8 protein-coding genes and 1 pseudogene are annotated in these 15603 nt (G+C 69.2%); 4 read left to right on the top strand and 5 right to left on the bottom strand.

Features of this window, described 5'->3' with window-relative positions; translation table 11 throughout:
* Window positions 1-64 precede the first annotated feature (64 nt).
* Window positions 65-1534, bottom strand: coding sequence for an MFS transporter (locus ABTY59_RS31530; RefSeq protein ID WP_352022492.1), 1470 nt, complete (start codon window positions 1532-1534; stop codon window positions 65-67).
* A 156-nt stretch (window positions 1535-1690) separates the two neighbouring features.
* On the opposite strand from ABTY59_RS31530, the gene ABTY59_RS31525 reads away from it, so the two are divergent.
* On the top strand, window positions 1691-2338 hold the full coding sequence (locus tag ABTY59_RS31525; RefSeq protein WP_352022512.1) for a TetR/AcrR family transcriptional regulator: 648 nt from the start codon (window positions 1691-1693) through the stop codon (window positions 2336-2338).
* A 228-nt stretch (window positions 2339-2566) separates the two neighbouring features.
* A complete protein-coding gene (locus ABTY59_RS31520) occupies window positions 2567-2968 on the top strand; it encodes a DUF6479 family protein (RefSeq protein WP_352022491.1) in 402 nt (133 codons plus the stop codon).
* Between the two features lie 136 nt (window positions 2969-3104).
* On the opposite strand, the gene ABTY59_RS31515 is transcribed toward ABTY59_RS31520, so the two are convergent.
* Both ABTY59_RS31515 and ABTY59_RS31510 read right to left on the bottom strand, forming a co-directional pair.
* Window positions 3105-4073, bottom strand: a complete 969-nt coding sequence (locus ABTY59_RS31515; protein ID WP_352022490.1) for a hypothetical protein — start codon at window positions 4071-4073, stop codon at window positions 3105-3107.
* Between the two features lie 119 nt (window positions 4074-4192).
* Complete coding sequence (locus tag ABTY59_RS31510; RefSeq protein WP_502995448.1) at window positions 4193-11836, bottom strand: golvesin C-terminal-like domain-containing protein; 7644 nt, start codon at window positions 11834-11836, stop codon at window positions 4193-4195.
* A gap of 1466 nt (window positions 11837-13302) precedes the next feature.
* On the opposite strand from ABTY59_RS31510, the pseudogene ABTY59_RS31505 reads away from it, so the two are divergent.
* Window positions 13303-13907 (top strand): annotated as a pseudogene (locus ABTY59_RS31505) (dihydrofolate reductase family protein).
* Between the two features lie 48 nt (window positions 13908-13955).
* Here the strand turns inward: ABTY59_RS31505 and ABTY59_RS31500 are convergent.
* A complete protein-coding gene (locus ABTY59_RS31500) occupies window positions 13956-14636 on the bottom strand; it encodes a hypothetical protein (RefSeq protein WP_352022488.1) in 681 nt (226 codons plus the stop codon).
* Between the two features lie 282 nt (window positions 14637-14918).
* Between ABTY59_RS31500 and ABTY59_RS31495 the strand changes: the two genes are divergently transcribed.
* Window positions 14919-15143: a hypothetical protein gene (locus ABTY59_RS31495; protein ID WP_352022487.1), complete on the top strand. Its 225-nt coding sequence runs from the start codon at window positions 14919-14921 to the stop codon at window positions 15141-15143.
* A gap of 98 nt (window positions 15144-15241) precedes the next feature.
* Here the strand turns inward: ABTY59_RS31495 and ABTY59_RS31490 are convergent, their stop codons facing one another.
* Window positions 15242-15565, bottom strand: a complete 324-nt coding sequence (locus ABTY59_RS31490) for a plasmid stabilization protein (protein ID WP_352022486.1) — start codon at window positions 15563-15565, stop codon at window positions 15242-15244.
* Between the last annotated feature and the right edge of the window lie 38 nt (window positions 15566-15603).

Here is a 15603-nt window from a genome sequence, read left to right as displayed (position 1 = left end):
TCCTGTGGACCCACGGCGGCGGTCTCCGGATCGTACGGCCCGCCGGTGGTCGTGGCCGCGGTGTTCAGGCGGCCTCCTCGCTCGTGTGCTCCTCCACGGAGCGGGAGTCGGTGAGGCTCAGCGCGCCACCGGCGGCGATCAGGCCGACGACGACGGCGAGCAGGGCGTAGGTGATGCGCTCGCCGTGGTAGAAGGACGCGATGAGGTCGCTGCTCCAGGTACCTGCGGGGAGCTGTGTGGTGACCAGGACGGCGATGAGCGTGCCGACGACGGCGGTGCCGACGCTGGAGCCGACCTCCTGGGCGGTGTCGTTGAGGGCGGTGCCGATGGAGGTGCGGTTGCTCGGCATGGCGTCGACGAGGGCCACCGCGCAGATCGTCATGACGGTACGCAGGCCGATGGTCATCAGGACCATGCAGACCGCGATGGCGGCGTAGCCGTGCTCGACGCCCCAGGCGAGCCCGGCCAGCGAGCCCGCGAGGAACCCGGCGCCCACCAGGCACGCGACGCGATGCCCGAAGCGCCGCGCGAGCCACTCGGACAGCGGGGTCGCCAGGAGCATCGTCGCGATGATCGGCAGGTTGGCGAGGCCGGCCCGGACGGGGCTCCACCCGTACGCGTACTGGAAGTGCAGGATCAGGCCGAACATCACGCTCGCCATGGCGATGGACGTGCCGATCTGCGCGACGGCGGCGCCCCGGACGGTGCCGCGTGAGAAGAGGCGCAGGTCGAGCATGGGCGCGGACGTGCGGCGCTCGTGGCGGACGAACCAGACCGCCGCGGCGAGGGCACCGACGACCGATGCGAGGGTGATCGTCGAGAGCCAGCCGTGCTCGACGCCGCTGGTCAGGGCGTAGCAGGCGAGGCCGATGGCGGCGACGCTCAGGACGGCGCCCGGTACGTCGAGGGAGTCCTTGGTCAGGTCCTCCGGACGGTCGGCCGGGACGCCGAGCCGCACGCCGAGGCAGGCGATCACCGCGATGGGGGCGTTGACGAGGAGCAGCCACTCCCAGGACACGTGCGCCAGCGCCGTACCGCCGAGCAGCGGGCCGAGCACGAAGCCGGACATGCCGACGACGATCATCACGGTCATGGCACGCATGCGCAGCGCCTTGTCGTCGAAGAGCCGGAACACGAGGGAGTTCGTGATCGGCGCCATCGCGGCGGCGGCTATGCCGAGTCCCGCGCGGAGGGCGATGAGCCCGCCCGCCGAATGGACGAGGAGCACACCGAGGCTGAGCGTGCCGAAGACCGAGAGTCCGATCAGGAGCACGCGGCGGCGCCCGAACCGGTCCGCGATGGACCCGGCGGTCAGCAGCAGCCCGCCGAAGGTGAGCGAGTAGGCACCCGTCACCCACTGGAGCGCGGTCGTGCCCGCGCCCAGGTCGCGGCCGATGGTGGGCAGCGCGATCGACAGCAGGGTGTTGTCGACCATCTCGACGAAGAAGGCCAGGCAGAGCGCGGCCAGGGGGATCCACGCCGCGCGCAGCGACGGGTAGGTGCGGGGTGGTGTGGTGAGCGTGGCGGTGGCCATGGCGCACTCCTCTCGATCGAACGCGGTTCGGTTATCGAACGATGTTCCATCCGGTACGATAGAACAACGTTCGGTCCGATGCAAAGTGATGAGGTGCACGCCATGGCACGCCAGCAGACCCGCTCCGGCGGGGGGCGCCGACGCGCTTCGCACTCGATGGAGTCCGTCCTCGGCGAGGCGGTCGCCCTGCTCGACGAGGCGGGAGCCCCGGCGCTGACCTTCCGGGCCCTGGCCCAGCGCCTGGGCGGAGGCGTCGCCAGCATCTACTGGTACGTCGCGAACAAGGACGAGCTGCTGGACCTCGCCACGGACCACGTCATGGCCGGCGTGCTCGCCGACATCGAGAAGCTGCCGACCGGCGAGGACGCGATCGACGACCTGCGGGCGATGGCCGTCACGCTCTTCGACGCGGTCGTCCGTCGCCCGTGGCTCGGCGCGTACTTCATGCGCAACACCGACGTGCAGAGCAATTCCCTGCGCATCTACGAGATGCTCGGCCGACAGACCCTGCGCCTGGACCTCAGCGCCCGCCAGCGCTTCCACGCCGTCTCCGCGGTGATCGGCGTCGTCGTCGGCTCGGCCGTCGACATGGGACAGGAACCGCCCGAGGAGGTCCTCGACGGCGCGGTGGACCGCGACGCGTTCCTCGGCCGCTTCGCCCAGGCCTGGCGAGAGCTCGCCCCGGAGGAGTTCCCCTTCGTCCACGAGATCGTCGACGAGTTCGACGGCCACGACGACGTCGACCAGTTCCGCTCCGCCCTGGACCTCACCCTGGCGGGCCTCCGCCTCCAGGCCGGCCTCTGACCGTCCTCGCCCCGCGCACCCCGGCCTTCCGCACCTCGAACCGGCGGGACGGGTACTCAAGGGCAGGTGAAGCCGGGACTTCGCGCGGTTGCCCGGACCAGAAGGGGGCACAAGACCCCCCTGTCCCGCTCGCTCCCGGGAGAAAGGGTGCATCCCACCCGGGTCCGCTGGGGGAATGACTGGGTGACACTGCGGTTCCTCGAATCGAGGTTCGAGGATCCCCGAGACATGAGTGAGGTACGCCCGATGCGCATCCATCTCTTGGCGGGGCCCGTGCTCGCGGCCGGTGTCTGGCAGTCCGGACTGGCCCAGGTTCTGGGAGGTCTGGTGGTCGTCGCGGTCTTGATCGGCGCCTTCGTGTTCGGGATCCGGGTCAAGAACAAGGAGCTCCCGCCGCCCGACCCGGAAACGCAGCCCCACCGGCCCGAGTCGGATCAGCCGCCCGGTGAGGCCTCCGAGTACCGCAAGCCCTCCGAGATGCCGCTGACCGACGGCGAGCATCGACTCATGCCGTACAACCTCAAGAACACGGGCGAGCCCGACCCCGAGCCCCCGAGCGAGGAGAAGCGGAAGTGGCGCGGCATCTCCAGCGGCGGCTTCGGCAGCGGCGGGACGGGGCACGGCGACTGAGGAAGGGCCGCGGGGACCGCTTCGAGGCCCGCGAAGGCCTCGAAGCGGTCCCCGGGGACACCAGCTTCCGGCTGCCCGTCGCGGGGGAGACGCCCCACCCCCGCGCGTACCGCCGCGCGACAGGCCGCCCGGCAGGTCAGAACAGCGAGTTGTCCCCCCGCAGCCGCCGCCGCAGGAACGTGGCGAAGGTCTGGTCCTCCAGGCAGGTGAGGGCCGAGGCGTCCGGCTCGATGTAGGCGACGCGCCACTCCTCGGGGGCGCCCTTGGAGGTCAGCCAGCCGAACGCCCGGCCCCCGACCTCGCCCCACTGCAAGAACAGCCCGTCCTCGTCCAGCCGGCGCAGGACCGGGGTCCCCGGACCGCCCGACGCGGGGAAGACCCGCACGCCGGCGACGACGCCGCCGGGGAACTCCCTCATGATCGCCAGGTAGTCCTCCGGGAGCGCGCCGAACGACTCGCCCGCCCGGCCGAGCAGGTCCTGGGCGTACTGCCGGACGCCGGGAACGCCGATGCTCCGCACGCGGGCGACGATCTCGTCGACCGCCGCGATGTCACGGTTCGCCAGGACCATGGCCGTCGCACGCTTGTCGTCGGCGACCTTCCAGAAGGTCCCCGCCTCGTACTCCTGGTACGTCTCGAAAGCGGGCGTCCCTTCCGATCGTCCCGCGACGGCCCGCGCGACGAACTCCGAGGCGGAGAAGGGAAGGTCCAGCCAGAACTGGAAGTCCGTGTCCGTGAGGACGGTCGTCCAGTCCGCGGTGTCGGCGGAGGTGGTGTCCCACAGCAGCACGCCGTCGTTGGCGGTGCGCCCCCAGGGCACCATGCCGTGGGGCCACGGGTGCAGCGGCAGCCAGAGCTCCTGCTCGCGGCCTTCCAGTGCCTCCCTCATGTCCGCGACGCGCAGCGCGGTGTCCCGGGTGAAGTCCTCCAGGGAGCGCACGGGGACATCGGTCCCGCCGAGCAGCACGGAAGCCGCGATCACCCCCTGCGGCACGGCCTGGACCAGCAGCTCGAAGTCCTCGGGGACGACCTGGCCGTACCCCTCTCCCTCCGGCCGCACCGGGGTGTCGACACCCAGCAGCCGGACGACGTCGAGATGATTCATGTGTTCCTTCCTTGACGGCAGCGGCGGTGGGGCGGCGGCCGACGCCGCCCACCCCACCGCCTCTTCTGCGCCGTATCAGTCCCTCGGGGGACTCACGGCTTCAGTGGCTCCCGGGCCCGTCAGTCGTGGACTCCGGAGGGTATCAGCCGGGAGAACGCCCCCGATGAGCTCGAGACGTACATGTGGACGCCGATCGGGTTCACATAGCCCGGGGCGTACACGGGGATGGACTGGTAGTAGACCTTCTCGCCGAGCTTGAGACGCCTCTCGATCTCGTACTCGACGGTCCGCATGCCCTCCTTCTGGTTCTGGTACATGGTCGTCGGGATGATGTTCTCCCGGTAGTGACTGCCGCCGAACTCACGGGCGATGAGGTGGGCCCGGTTCCAGTCGTCGGCCTCGTCCTGGAGGTCCCAGCCGCGCGGGTTCTGCGGACCCGTGTTGTCGAGCGTGGCCGGCTGGGAGGGGTCCAGACAGGCGAACCCGCCGGTCGCCCGGCCCTGCGTGTCCACCGGGGTGTTCCACACGAGGCTCGGTCCGGTCGAGTTCTGGCACTTCCTGCTCTCCTCACCGGCGCCGTCGATCGCCTTGCGCTGGGGGGAGTTGTCCTCCTCGGCGGAGGGGGCCAGGCGGGCGAACAACCGGACCAGGTCGGAGACCGCCTTCCCGGTGTGGAAGCCCTGCGGGCCGCTGCCGGGCGGCGTGGGGGCCGCCCCCGGCGAGGGCGACGGCGTGGGCGCCGTGCTGCTCCCGGCTGCCGCGCTGGACGAGGACGCCTCGTCCGCGGTCGGGATCATCTGGCTGATCGCCGTCGCCGCGTCCGAGAGGTTCTTCTGCCCCTCGGGCGTGGCCGCGTACAGGGCCGTGACCAGAGCCGCACCGGCCCACCAGAGGGCCGGGATCGCGAAGGCGAAGTGGCCGTCCAGTTCGACGAAGCTGGTGGGGTTGCCGCCGGCGAACGCGTAGCGGTTGCCGGTGAACGGGTCCGCGCCCAGGTTCATGTCGGCCAGGGCGCCGTTGTACATGTCCCGGGTGGTGAAGCGGTTCAGCCCCGGGCTGTAGTCCCGGAAGCCCATGTCGTACGTGCCCGACTGGGCGTCCCAGCGCTTCGCGTTGAAGCGGTACGGGTTGTACTCCTGCTTCGTCGGATCCGTGGCGTCCGGCTTGTCGATGCCCGTGAACTCCGACTGGTCGTCGGAGCCGTAGGCGGTGTAGCCGTACGTCGCCTTGGTGTCGCCGTTCTTGTCGGTGACGGTCTCGACGTCACTGTGCGAGTTGTAGCCGTAGAAGCCGTCCTCGCCGGTGCCGTCGGTGTTGTGCTTGACCTGGGACAGCCGCTCGCCCCACGGGCTGTACTGGTACGACTTGGTGAGCTGTCCGGCGACCTCCTCGCTCAGCACCTCGCCGGACAGGCCGAGGTAGTGGAAGTCGGTCTTCTTGCCGTCGGCCGTCTTCGAGGCGGTGCGGTCCAGCGGGTCGAAGGTGAACGTCGTCGACTTCATCGCGCCGGTGCCGTCCCGCTTCTGGGACTCCACGACGTGGTCGAAGCCGTCGTACACGCTCCTCTCGATGACCTGGCCGCCCGAGGTGACGGACTCCTGCCGTCCGAAGGGGTCGTAGTTGTAGGTGGCCGCCGAGCCCCCGGTGGTGGCCCGGAGCAGGCGGTTGCGGTCGTACTCGTAGGCGGTGGTGACGTTCTTGACCGTCTGCGAGACGACGTTGGCGTTGTCGTCGTGGACGTACGTCTCGGTGCCCGCGCCGATGCCGGTCTTGACCGACCGGGTGAGCCGGCCCGCCGGGTCGTAGGTGTAGTCGGTGGTCGAGTCGAGGTACGCCGCGTGGTCGTCGGCGTTCATCTTCTTCGCGACGTCCTGCGCCTTGTTGCCGTTGAGGTCATAGGCGTAGGTGTGCGAGGAGACGAGCGTCCCGGAGCCCTTCTTCTCCGTGGTCGACCTCAGGTCACCGCCGAGGAGGTAGGTGTGGTCGACGGTGTTGCCGTTGGCCTTGGTCTCCTTGAGCCGCTGGCCGCGGTCGTTGAACGTGAACGACGTGACCTTCGGCGACGCGTCCGTGGCGGACGTGCCGACCGAGATCGACTTGACCAGCTCGCGCAGGTCGTAGGCGTACTTCGCGAACTGGTCGGGGTGCGTGACCGTGTCGGCCTGACCGTTGGCGTCGTAGGTGTACGACGTGACCTTCTTCTCCTGGCCCGCGAGGGCCTCGGTCACCTTCTGGACCTTGTTCAGGCCGGTGTAGGCGATCGTGTAGGCGTCGATGCCGGCGCCGGACGAGGTGTCGTCGATCGACGTCACGTTGCCGTTGACGTCGTAGCCGTAGGTGAACGTCCGCTTCTCGGTGTCCGTCTCGCCGGTCGTGTTCCGGACCAGCTTGACCGCGTCGGCCACCACGATGCCCGACGTGCCCTGCTCCAGCTTGAGCTTGGCGTCGTTGCCCTGCTTCAGCGCGTAGGAGCCGAGCGCCACCCAGGTGCCCGTGCCGGCCGTCTGGTCCTTGGCGACCGACGGCTGGGTCGTCGTCCCCTGGGACAGCGTGTACTTCGCGGCCGTGGCCGCGCCCGTGACCCGCGGGTACTTCACGTACGCGGTGTACGTGCCGTCCTTCGGGATGTTGAGCGTCCAGGTGAAGGCGTCGGTGCCCGCGCCGGACGTGTGGGTGCGGTGGTCGTAGCCCTGCTGACCGGTGATGCCGCCGGTCGCCCAGGTGCCGGTGGCGGAGGTGTGCTGGGTGTCGGAGTTGTCGACGAGCACGACCGACCTGCCGACCGGCACGCCGTCGTCCGACTTGGACTTCAGCTTGCCGTCGGGGTAGTACGACTGCGTCATGGTGCGGTCCGAGGAACCGCCCGCCGACGTGAGGGTGCGGGCCTTCTGCAGCCCGAGCTCGGTGTAGTCGTACGTCGTCGTGATGTCCCACGGGTCGGTGGACTTCCTCGTCCAGCCGTTGTCGTAGTACTCCATGACGCTGTCGTTGCGCACCGTCTGGCCCTGGGACGGCGGCAGCGACTGCCGCTCCACCCGGCCCACCGCGTCGTACACGGTCTGCGTGTAGACGTTCGGGTCGTTGTGCCCGGGGCTGTTCGGGTCGTAGGGCTGGTACTGCTTGACCGGACGGTTCAGCGCGTCGTACTCGGTGCGCGAGGCGAAGTCGTCCGCGGTGGCCGTCGCCGTGCCCTTCGGCGTGATCACCTTGGTGGTGTTGCCGGTCTGGTCGTACTCGTACCGGGTGACGCGGAACGTGGTCCCGTCGTAGGGGACCTTGACCTCGGTCTGCTTGCCCCGCTCGTCGTAGGTGTAGGTCGTGGTGCTGTTCCCGGCGTCCGTGGCCGTGAGGACCAGGGAGTCCTTGTCGTAGGTGCGCGAACTGACCTTGCCCGCCGGGTCCGTGGAGCTGGTGAGCCGGTGGTTCAGGTCGTACGCCATCGTGGACGTGTAGTCCGTGGGGTCCGGGGTGGCGTTCTTCTTCGGGTCGACGACCTTGACGGCGTTGCCGACGGCGTCGAACTCGTAGGAGATCTTGTCGCCCGCCGCGTTGACCGCCGAGGTGAGCTGGTAGATCTCGTCGTAGTGGTTGGTGGTGACGTAGTCGGTGGCGTCCGACGTCGTCAGCGTGCCCTTGGGCTCGGTGACGGTCCTGAGGTTGCCGACCTTGTCGTAGGTGTAGGACGTCTTCCGCTCGGGCGACGTCGGGGTGTCCTTCGGGGCCGTGGCCGAGACGAGCTGGTCCGCGACGTCGTACACGGCGGTCGAGACCGCCCCGTTCGGCGCCGTCGACGTGGTGACGTTGTCGTTGGCGTCGTAGACCGGTGCGGGGGTGGTGATGAACACGCCCGCGTCCTGGTCCTTCGGGACCGTGTTCTCCTTCGGACGTCCGAAGGCGTCGTAGGTCTGCGTGGTCTTCTTGCCGAGCGCGTCGGTGACCTCGGTGACCTGTCCGCGCACGTCGTAGACGAAGGACGTCGTCTTCCCCAGGGCGTCGGTGATCTTCGCCGGGTAGCCCGTGGGGCCGAAGTCGCTCGTCGTCGACGGGTTGCCGTTGGGGTCGGTGGCCTTGGTGAGCTGGCCGTAGGAGTTGTACTCGTACGAGGTGGTGTAGTCACCGGCGGCGGGAGTGGCGACGCCCTTGGGGTCGGTGACCGTCTTCAGGTTGCCGAAGGCGTCGTACCCGAACTGCCACGCACGGCCCTCCGGAGAGGTCTTGGTGGCCAGGTCGACCGCGTAGCCGTCCAGCCGGGTCAGGTACGTGTAGCGGGCCGAGTTCGGCGGATAGGTGCCCGGGGCGCAGTCGGCCGGGGGCGGGACGCCGGACCTGTTGCTCTCGGCGTCGCGCTTCCAGAGCGGGTAGCCCGTCCTCTGGTCGTAGCAGTAGGCGGTCTTGGCCCCGTTGGCCTCCTCCAGGTACGTGACGTTGTTGTCCGCGTCCCAGCTCATCTTCGTGGTCTGGGACTTGGCGTTCGTCGTCAGGACCGGGCGGCCGAAGTCGTCCGAGACGTAGTCCGTGGAGTGCGACTCCGCGTCGGTGACCTTGGTGTCGACGAACTTGGGGTTCCCGGCGTCGACCGCGTAGCCGAAGGTCGTGACGCCCTGCAGGCGCTCGGTGATCGTCTTGGTCCACCAGTGGTACGTCGGGTCGTCACCGGCCTGCGGCGAGAAGTACGTCATGGCGGTGGCGTTGCCGCGCGGGTCGGTGACCTTGACCAGCTTGACGTTCTTGTTGCCCTGGGTGGCGTCGTACTCGAAGCCGAAGACCTTCGGCTGGCTGGAACCGGCACCGTCGGTGATCTTGGTGAGCAGGCCCTTGTCGGAGTACTCGAAGGTGAACGTACGGCCCGAGATCTCGGTCATCGACTTGATGTGGTCGATGATCTTCGGGTTGTTGCCGTCCGCCTTGGAGTAGTACTGGACCGTCAGCGACTGCCGGCCTGCCGGGTCGGTGATGTACTTGAGGAACTTGGTCGGCTTGTTGTTCGACTTCCGCTCTTCGTACGTGTACGTCTGGGTGTTGCCGTTCTTCTCGACCAGCGACGTCAGGTAGCCGTCGCAGCCGAACAGGAACCGGCTGCCGTCAGGACGGGTCATCGTCCAGGCGTCCGGGACCGGGTCCTTCAGCGGGGTGCAGTCCAGACCCGCCTTCGCGGCCAGCTTGTAGTGGACGCCGGCCGGCGCCTTCCAGGAACTCGTGCCCGCGTCCCAGCGGAACACATGGGTCGTGCCGTCGCCGTCGGGGAGACGGATCTCGGTCGGGTTCGGCTTGGGATGGAACTCCAGCGGCGCGCCGAGCCGGATCGGGCCCGAAGCCTGGAAGGACCAGCCGGAGCCGGAGACCGTGTCGGAGGTGTCCTGGCTGTTGTACGCGAAGCGGGCGAAGGTGGTGACACCGCGGCCGGGGTTGGTGAACGCGTTGTACTGCCAGACGCTGTTGCCGGACGCCAGGTTGTTCATGATCGTCGAACCGGCGCCGGTGTTCTTGCCCGTGTAGGAGTAGAACTTCTCCATGCCGAGCTGGTTGGAGGTCGGGTCCTCCACCGCCACGTTCTGGCTCAGGCCCGGGATGCCGGCGGTGCCCGAGGTCCAGGTGCCCGCCGTCTTGTTGTAGACGTCCCAGGTCAGGACGTAGTCGGTGCGCTTGTTGCCGTTGTCCGAGTTGATCGGGGACTTCACCTGCGCCTGCAGGCCGACCGATCCGCCCGGCGCGACGTTCGCCGGCAACGCCGTACGGACCTGGTTGCCACCGGTCGTCACGTCCGTCCCGTCGGGCAGGGCCCACTTGTAGGTCAGGACGTGGTCGGCCGAGGTCCAGCCGGAGGCCGTGGTGTTGGTCAGGGTGAAGTCGACCGTGTAGTCGCTGTTCGGCGTCATGCGCGCGGGAGTCTGCGGTGCGTAGTACGTCGAGTCCGTGGTGGAGTCGATGTACGTGACCACGATCCTGGGCGCCAGCCGGGGCTCGGTGCCCTCGGACGACAGGAACAGGGTCCGTTCCTGCGCGGCGGTCTCGTCCGCCGTCTTCAGGACGACGCCCTTCTGGGAGGCCGGGGTGGTCACCCAGGACTGCGCCAGCGACGTGACGTTCCAGTCGTGACGGGCCGGGTCGTTCGTCATCGCCCCGGTGTCGGTCACGACGGCACCGAAGTCACCGCCCGCCGTCGTCCAGCCGGTGCTCGCGTCGGCCTTGGCCCAGGTGGCGGTGGCCTCGTCGAAGTCACGCGTCAGCGGCCGCAGTTCGTAGACCGCGCCCGTGGCGTCCTGGGTGGTCTGCGTGGACCACAGGCGCACGTTGGCGTCCAGGACCCGGGCGGTGGCGGGGATCCCGAGGGCCGGGAACTTCAGCAGCGCGCGGGTGTCGCCGTAGGTCGCGGAGTTGTTGCCGACGGACAGCCAGTTCCTCGGGCCGCTGTCGTCGAGGGTGTCGTGCGGGGTGGTGGACTGGACCGAGGACAGCGTGGTGTCCTGCGACGCGGCGAACACCTTCGTCGTACGGCCGGCCTTCGGCAGGCGCACGAGCTGCGTCGGCGCGGCGACGACCTGCCCGTCCTTCGTCTTCACCGCGACCATGTAGTAGTAGGCGCGGCCGTACGGGTCGGGGTCGTCGGCCTTCGTCGGCGAGGCCGACGTGTCGGTGAACGACGTCGTGCCCGGCGCGACCGGAGCCACCAGGGTGGCGGCCGAGGGGGTGAAGGTCTGGCTGACCGAACGGTGGACCTGGTACTCGACCAGGTCGTCACCGGTGGCGATCGGATCCTTGTCCTGGTACGCGGACCAGGACAGTTCCGCACCGGTGTCGTGGATGGTGGTCGGGGCGGCGAGGTCGACGCCCTGACGGCCGAAGGTCAGCACCAGACGCGGGTAGTTGGCGGTCTCGCCGCCGTACCCGAACTCGCTTCCCTCGTAGCGCGGACCGCCCTTGGGACCGTTCGCGGACTCGTCACCGGCCTTGATCACGAAGCCGTTGTTGACGTTGGTCCCGTCGATCCAGGACTGCACCGTCCTGGTGACGGGGAAGGTGTGCCAGGTGTTCAGCTCACCGGGCTGCTTGGTGACCACGCCGCCCTTGGTGAACCGCACCGCGTCCGCGATGACGGACGTCGCGGTCGAGACGGGCCCGTCGCCGAGGACGACCTTGCCCAGCGTTCCGGCCTTGAACGGGTGGGACCCGAGCGTCTTCCACACGCCGGCCGTGCCGGCCTGCTGGTCGACGGTGTAGGCCTTCGTCCCGCCGTCGTAGGTGACGGTGAACGGCGCGTTCGTCGCCCGGTCGGAGGCCGGGACGTGGTGCGTCTCGACCTGGTACGTGCCGTCCTCGGGCAGGCTCGGCTGCCAGGTGTACGTGTCACCCGCGACCGAATCCTTGTTGTACATGTACGTCTGGTTCACCGCGTACTGCGTGTACGCCGTGTTCGCCGACGCCGGCCAGGCACCCACGGCCGCCGTACGCCCGGCCTCACCGTTGTCCACCACCACAGAGGTGCCGGACAGCTCACCGGTGATCGCGTTCGCGCTGCTCCAGGTCGCCGTGGACTCCGACCACGCCTGCGTGGCCCGGTGCGCTTCCAGCTGCACCTCGGTGTCGCCCGCGGTGTGCGTCTGGTCGAACCAGAGCTTCAGGTCCGCGGAATCGAGCTTCGTGCCCGCCGGGATGCTGCCGACCGGGAACCGGATCAGCGCACGCGACGTACCCGTACTCGTGTTGCCGACCGACAGACGCCAGTTGTCGTCGTAGTTCGTCGTCGGACCGTCCGACGAGATCATCACGTCCTGCGCCGTCGTCGGCGTGGGGGCGATCGAGATCGTCGGATCGATCGTGACCGGGTACCGCCGCTCCGGCGCCGCCAGCCACTTCGCGTCCGGCGTGACGACCAGGCTCCAGCCCTTGCCGGCCCTCACGAGCTTCTGGGTGACGTTCCCGCTGTACGCGGATCCGTACGGAGCCCCGGCGTCCTTCGTCGCGTCCGTCATGAACGCCGCCGGTATGACGAGAACCGGGTTGGCGCCCTCACCGTGGAAGGAGACCGACCCGTCCTTGTGCGCCCTGGGCGTCAGCCCGCCCGCGTCCAGGCTGAACGTGAAGGACACCGGACCGGACGGCTTCGCGTCCAGGACGATGTTCTCCTTCACCCGCCCCGGACCCACCTCGTACGACAGGTCCGCACCCGGCAGCGCGTCCTTGTACGTGACCGTCTCGCCCCGGGCCACCGGCGCGAGCTTCCCCGCGCCCTTCAGACCGAGCGTCACGGTGTGGCCCTCGGCCCGGAAGCGCAGCAGCCGCTCCGCGTCCGCACCGAACCAGCTGCTCGCCGTGTTCGTCGTGTTGGCGAACACGAACCCCTCGGCCCCGGACGGGACGACCCTCGCGTCGATGTCCTTCCAGGCCTTGCCGGCCCGGTACCCGGTGGGCACGGCCGACACCTCGGCCTGCACCCGGCCGTCGGACAGCCGCCAGTACCGCGCGGTCGCCGTCCGCTTCCCGGTCAGCTCGGCGACACGCTTCGCCTTCGGCGCCGCCTTGCCCGGGGGAAGCTTCTCCCGACTGGGCAGCACCGGATCACCGCCGGTCCGCGGGCTCTTGGATTCCTCGCCGTCCTCTTCGTCCTCGTCGTCCTCGGAATCCGAGAACCAACCGTCGAAGAAGCCGCCTTTACCCTCGCTTTCCCTGCCTGAAACCGGAGCCGCAAAAGCGGCTTGTGGCAATGCGGTTCCGGCCATCGCCGCAACCACGAGGCAGGCTATGGCCCGCCCGTATTTCACTTTCACGCCATCCCCTTCATCGGCGCCGTCCCGCACGGGGCGGAACAGGCGCACCGACACGCCGGTGCGAGGGCATCCCCTCACCGGTCGCGATGGTTCCGGCCTCGACCGGAGCACCTCAGGGCATGGCGAATCAGACCACCTCCCGCGCAGGGGGAGACGGCCTCGCCAGAGGTACGCCGATCAAGACGGGGGGATTCTTCAACATGAAGTTGATGCCGCGTCAACTGCTCACGCATTCAGCACATTTCCCACCGCGAGGGCAGAGGGACAAAGACTCATCGAAAAGGTCCATCTCAGGGCCCGATGCGCAGCCGAGGACAAACACGGCAGGGAACAGCGGCACGCGGCGCTGACGCGGGAGGCCGGTTCCGCCATCGCGGTGAGACACCGCAGGACAGTCCCAGGGAAGTGGCGCCGATGAGTTCCGGGCGGTTGTGTGGTCTACCCGTCAACAGAGGGAGCACACCATGCGCAAGATCATCGTTTGCACGTTCCTGACACTCGACGGCGTCATGCAGGCGCCGGGCGGTCCGGACGAGGACGCGGAGAGCGGTTTCCAGCACGGCGGCTGGCAGAAGCCGGTGGACGACGACGAGGTCGGCGCGGCCATCGCCGGGTGGTATGAGCGATCCGAGGCGATGCTGCTCGGTCGCAAGACGTACGAGATCTTCGCGTCCTACTGGCCGACCGCCGATCCCGACAACCCGTTCACCGAGCGGATGAACAGCATGCACAAGTACGTGGCGTCTCGGACCCTGACGTCCGTCGAGTGGCAGAACTCCACCCTGCTGGAGGGCGACACGGTCGATGCCGTACGGAGGCTGAAGGCGTCCGACGGCGGCGACATCAACGTGGTCGGCAGCGGCGACCTCGCCCAGACCTCATGCGGAACGACCTCGTCGACGAGTACCGGCTGACCATCCACCCGGTGATCATCGGCACCGGCAAGCGGTTGTTCGCCGACGGCGCGATCCCCACGGCCCTGGAGCCGGTCAGCGTCTCGACGACGAAGGGCGGTACCGTCGTCGGCGTCTACCGGCCCCACGGCAGGCCCAGCTACGACAGCTACTGATGCCGCGGCCAGTCAGAGCCCGTGCAGGTGCGCCCGGCACCCGGCCCCTCAAGCCGCCGAGTCCGGGCAGGCATCGCCGGGTGGTCCCGGACGCGTACCGGAAGGACGACCGGCGGCCGGGCCCGGTCCTGACACCGACGCCGGAGGAAGGCAGTCGGCCGGGTCCGGGTCGGAGCCGTCCAGGGCGGGAGCCAGGCCGAGGTCGGACCGCATCGCGCTGCGCATGCCCACCCAGCGCTGGGTGATCAGGAGCAGCTCGGCATGGATCAGCTCGAACGAGCCGTCCGGCTCCGGGATTCCGTCCGCCAGTCGCATCGTGCGGGCATGGGCGCCCGCGATGACCTTCGTCATCAGGTCCAGTTCCGCGAGCACGCCGGCGGAGGCGATCATCTGCGCCTCCGCGAAGGCGGTGTGGTGAGCGCTCCTGGCCTCCTCGACGGCTGCCCGGTCCGCCGCGGTGGCCTGCGCCTGGTGGACCGCCCACAGGAAGTTCATGAGAGAGATCCGGTAACGGCGGTACGCGGCGTTGGCCGCGGTGTAGCAGTCGCGCCGGCGGGACAGGTCCGTCAGCTCCTGGTCCCGCAGCCACCGCGTGTGGGACACGTGCTGTTCCCGGTCGAACTGCGCCGCCTGCACCCGCGCCAGCATCCGCTGTGACACCACCGTCGCCAGCAGCGTCCCGGCCACACCGACCACGGCCGCGCCGAGCGCGATCAGCCCGCTGTCCATGCTGTTCCCCCTGCCCGCGTCGCGGCCCCCCGGCCGCCCCTCGTCGGGACCATCCTCCCGTGCGGGGGCCCGGGTCCGCGGCCTTTTCGGGTGGGTACGCGAGCGGCCCCGGTCCCAGTACGCCTATCCAGGTCACATCCGGACGCCACCCGGGCGAGGGGCGCCCGGCGGGGGTATGTCGTATCCCGCAACGTGACCTTGGGATCCATGAGGAGATCGGCTATGTACGCAGTGATTCGGCGCTACGAAGGAGTGACTGACCCTGCCGAGGCAGGTCGCCGGGTGGACGAGGGATTCGTGCCCCTCCTCCGGCAGGTCCCCGGCTTCGTGGCGTACTACTGGGTGGACGCCGGGGGCGGGGTGATGGTCTCCACCAGCGTCTTCGAAGACCGGTCCGGAGCGGAGGAATCGATCGCACGAGCGGCGGACTTCGTACGGGAGAACCTCGCGTCCCTGCTCCCCAGCGACCCTCAGGTCACAGCAGGCCCGGTCGTGGCTGCAGGGTAGCGAACTGCCGAGCGGGTCGCTGAACCACCGATGCACGGCCCCACCCGCGCACCCGCGCACCCGCGCACCCGCGACGAAGCGCCTCCCCGAGGCTGCTTTCAGTGCCCCAGAGCCCGCTTGAGTTCCGACTTGTCCATGGTGGATCGGCCCTTGATGTTCCGCTTCTTCGCCTCGTTGTACAGCTGGTCCTTCGTCGGACCCTGGGAGCCCGAGTGCGAGCGCTGTCCGCCACGCTTGGAGGAGGACATGTCCTGGGTCGAAGATCGGCTCGCCGTCTTCGACTCGCCGGATCGTGCCCGTTCCTTGTTCACCGTACGGGCCGCGATCTCCTCGGCGCGCTTCTTCGACTCGCCACGGTCCTGCGCGGATTCCTTGATGTGCTCGTACTGCCGTTCCCGCTTGGGGGAGGATCCACGGGGCATGGCTCTCTCCTTTCGATCGCCGGGTCCGCGGGCCCGCC

It is taken from the genome of Streptomyces sp. NPDC096079 (genome assembly GCF_040303145.1).
In the GTDB taxonomy this organism is placed as follows: domain Bacteria; phylum Actinomycetota; class Actinomycetes; order Streptomycetales; family Streptomycetaceae; genus Streptomyces.
The sequence above is the reverse complement of the archived record's forward strand: the minus strand, read 5'-3'. Positions and strand labels throughout refer to the sequence as shown.

Excerpts from the sequence above, each read along its gene's own strand:
- ABTY59_RS31530 (WP_352022492.1), bottom strand. The coding sequence starts at position 1,534 with ATGGCCACCGCCACGCTCACCACACCACCCCGCACCTACCCGTCGCTG.
- ABTY59_RS31525 (WP_352022512.1), top strand. The coding sequence starts at position 1,691 with ATGGAGTCCGTCCTCGGCGAGGCGGTCGCCCTGCTCGACGAGGCGGGA.
- ABTY59_RS31520 (WP_352022491.1), top strand. The coding sequence starts at position 2,567 with ATGAGTGAGGTACGCCCGATGCGCATCCATCTCTTGGCGGGGCCCGTG.
- ABTY59_RS31515 (WP_352022490.1), bottom strand. The coding sequence starts at position 4,073 with ATGAATCATCTCGACGTCGTCCGGCTGCTGGGTGTCGACACCCCGGTG.
- ABTY59_RS31510 (WP_502995448.1), bottom strand. The coding sequence starts at position 11,836 with ATGATCTCGTCGGACGGTCCGACGACGAACTACGACGACAACTGGCGT.
- ABTY59_RS31500 (WP_352022488.1), bottom strand. The coding sequence starts at position 14,636 with ATGGACAGCGGGCTGATCGCGCTCGGCGCGGCCGTGGTCGGTGTGGCC.
- ABTY59_RS31490 (WP_352022486.1), bottom strand. The coding sequence starts at position 15,565 with ATGCCCCGTGGATCCTCCCCCAAGCGGGAACGGCAGTACGAGCACATC.